Source organism: Oleiphilus sp. HI0117, from assembly GCF_001635235.1.
Genome location: NZ_LWGA01001239.1, coordinates 1 through 2,599 on the forward strand (window position 1 = coordinate 1; position 2,599 = coordinate 2,599).

The window sequence follows — 2,599 nt, forward strand, 5'->3', positions numbered from 1 at the left end:
AGCATCAAGCTCTTTGCAAGCGCTAGTCGCTTTGCTCTTGAGCCTTGTCACGCCGAACTTAGCAAAGCCAATTTAGCCTGTCACACTTTTAAGTTTATGAGACAACCAAAGCAGCAAAAGTTTGCCCCTAAAATCAGCTTGAAAAGACTGAGTGCGAAATCAAACAATCTTCAGTCTCTGATTAAACAGGCAGCCAGCCGAAAGTCGCTGGAAGTTCTGTTTGACGAAACCTTGCCAAGCGCTTTTAAAGGCAAGTTTCAAATAAACGCCTTTAGCCAAGGCAGGCTCACCCTCACCTGCTCGTCTGCAGCGCTCATGACCAAATTCCGTTTCTCTCAAGAGCAGGTGATATCTATGCTCAATGCAAAAATTCACCCAGAGAGAATAGAGCAGATCAAAATCAAAGTGCGACCCAAAGGGGCATTTTCAAACAAAGCACCCATTGATACGCCAAGTACACCTAAACACTTAAGCAAAAAAAATGCCCAGATTCTAAGAGAAGAAGCTGAGCATACTGATGATTTGAAACTAAAAAAGATTTTACTTCAGTTAGCCAGACATACTGATTAGCAGATTAGTATCAATATATCCGGCTCGCTGGTTTTCTCTTATGCAGCCACTTAAGCAGCTAACACTGGCTTCATATATGAAATTGGAGCTGTACTTGCGTCTTCGAAAGTATTCACTTCCCAAGCATCGGTTTCCTTGATGAGTTTTCGCAGCAACTTGTTGTTCAAGTCATGACCAGACTTGTAACCTTTAAACTCACCAATCAAGCTATTGCCCAATAAGTATAAGTCGCCGATAGCATCCAAAATTTTGTGTTTTACGAACTCATCGTCATAACGCAAACCATCTTCGTTCAAGACCTTGTAGTCATCAACAACAATTGCGTTATCGAAACTACCGCCTTGAGCTAGATTCATTGCTTGCAAACGTTCAAAGTCACGCATAAAACCAAAAGTCCGGGCACGGCTTACTTCTTTTACAAACGAGGTGCTCGAGAAATCAATCGCCGCATCTTGAGTACCCTGATGAAAAACAGGGTGATCAAAGTCAATTGAAAAGCCAACTTTGAAGCCATTAAAAGGCACAAACGTCGCTTTCTTACCGTCTTCTTCGATCGTCACTTCTTTGGTGATGCGAATAAACTTCTTAGCCGCTTCTTGCTCTTCAATTCCCGCAGACTGGATTAGAAAAACAAAAGGACCAGCACTACCATCCATAATGGGTACTTCTTCAGCACTTAACTCAACACGGCAGTTATCAATACCTAAACCAGCCATGGCTGAAAGCAAATGCTCTACAGTCGCTACTTTAACGCCGTCTTTAACAAGCGTTGTTGAAAGCAAAGTCTCACCTACGTTTTCCGCACGCGCTTCTATCTCCACAGCTGGAGACAAATCGGTACGACAAAACACAATCCCTGAGTCGATCGGTGCAGGCATAAGCGTTAAATACACCTTTTTACCTGAATGAAGACCCACTCCAGTGGCTCGAATTGTATTCTTTAATGTGCGCTGTTTAATCATATTTTGATTTCTATCAACCTTTATAAATTGCTGAACTGGTCAAAAAACAGGCGCATAATAACAGAATGCGCCGAATTTCCCAACTAAAACGATCAACTATTCATCAAGATGTAATATTAGGCGCGGATAATTAATCCGCTTGACGCCTCAAAAATGCTGGTATATCCAAGTAATCAACACTTGGAGCCGCATCAGTTTTGCTCGTATCAACCGCAGCATTACCTACGCGGTCAACGCTTGGACGACGGCGACTTACAGCTGGGCGCTCCAATTCACCGTAATCTAGCGTACCGTCCTTTTTAGTCGGCGTATTGTCAACAACCTTAACCGGCTTATCCATTGCAGCTGACAAACCTGTTGCAACAACTGTTACTTTTAGTTCATCTGTCATCTCAGGATCGATAACCGTACCTACAACAACTGTTGCTGAGTCTGAAGCAAATTCTTCTACAATATTACCCACTTCCGAGAACTCACCCAAGTTCAAGTCAACACCCGCAGTAATGTTAACCAAGATACCACGCGCACCCTGAAGGTTAATGTCTTCTAGCAGCGGGCTTCTAATCGCAGCCTCTGCAGCTTCCTTAGCTCGCTCTTCACCCGATGCTGAACCGGTACCCATCATAGCCATGCCCATTTCAGACATAACTGTTTTTACGTCTGCAAAGTCAACGTTGATCATACCTGGGCGGATAATTAGATCCGCAATACCTTGAACAGCCCCTTGAAGTACGTCATTCGCTGCACCAAATGCATCAAGCAAGGTCGTATTTTTACCTAAAACTGATAGCAGTTTTTCATTTGGAATCGTGATCAAGGAATCAACATTCTCAGCCAGTTCCTGCAAACCTGCTTCAGCGATTTTCATACGCTTGCCGCCTTCAAAAGGAAAAGGCTTAGTCACAACAGCAACCGTCAAAATACCTAATTCACGCGCTACTTCAGCCACAATCGGTGCTCCACCCGTACCTGTACCGCCGCCCATACCGGCAGTAATAAATACCATGTCAGCACCCTTTAGGGTTTCCGCAATGCGCTCTTTATCTTCTAAAGCCGCTTGACGTCCA

At 43.9% G+C, this 2,599-nt stretch carries 3 protein-coding genes; 1 reads left to right on the forward strand and 2 read right to left on the reverse strand.

The annotated features are described in order from the left end of the window. A partial coding sequence (locus tag A3757_RS21515; protein ID WP_068740266.1) for a DciA family protein occupies nt 1–570 on the forward strand: 570 nt, incomplete at its 5' end. 50 nt (nt 571–620) lie between these two features. Here the strand turns inward: A3757_RS21515 and lpxC are convergent. Both lpxC and ftsZ read right to left on the reverse strand, forming a co-directional pair. Next, entirely contained in the window at nt 621–1,532 is a 912-nt protein-coding gene (lpxC, locus tag A3757_RS21520; protein WP_068512462.1) for a UDP-3-O-acyl-N-acetylglucosamine deacetylase, read from the reverse strand. Between the two features lie 130 nt (nt 1,533–1,662). After that, a partial coding sequence (gene ftsZ, locus A3757_RS21525) for a cell division protein FtsZ (protein WP_068740268.1) occupies nt 1,663–2,599 on the reverse strand: 937 nt, incomplete at its 5' end.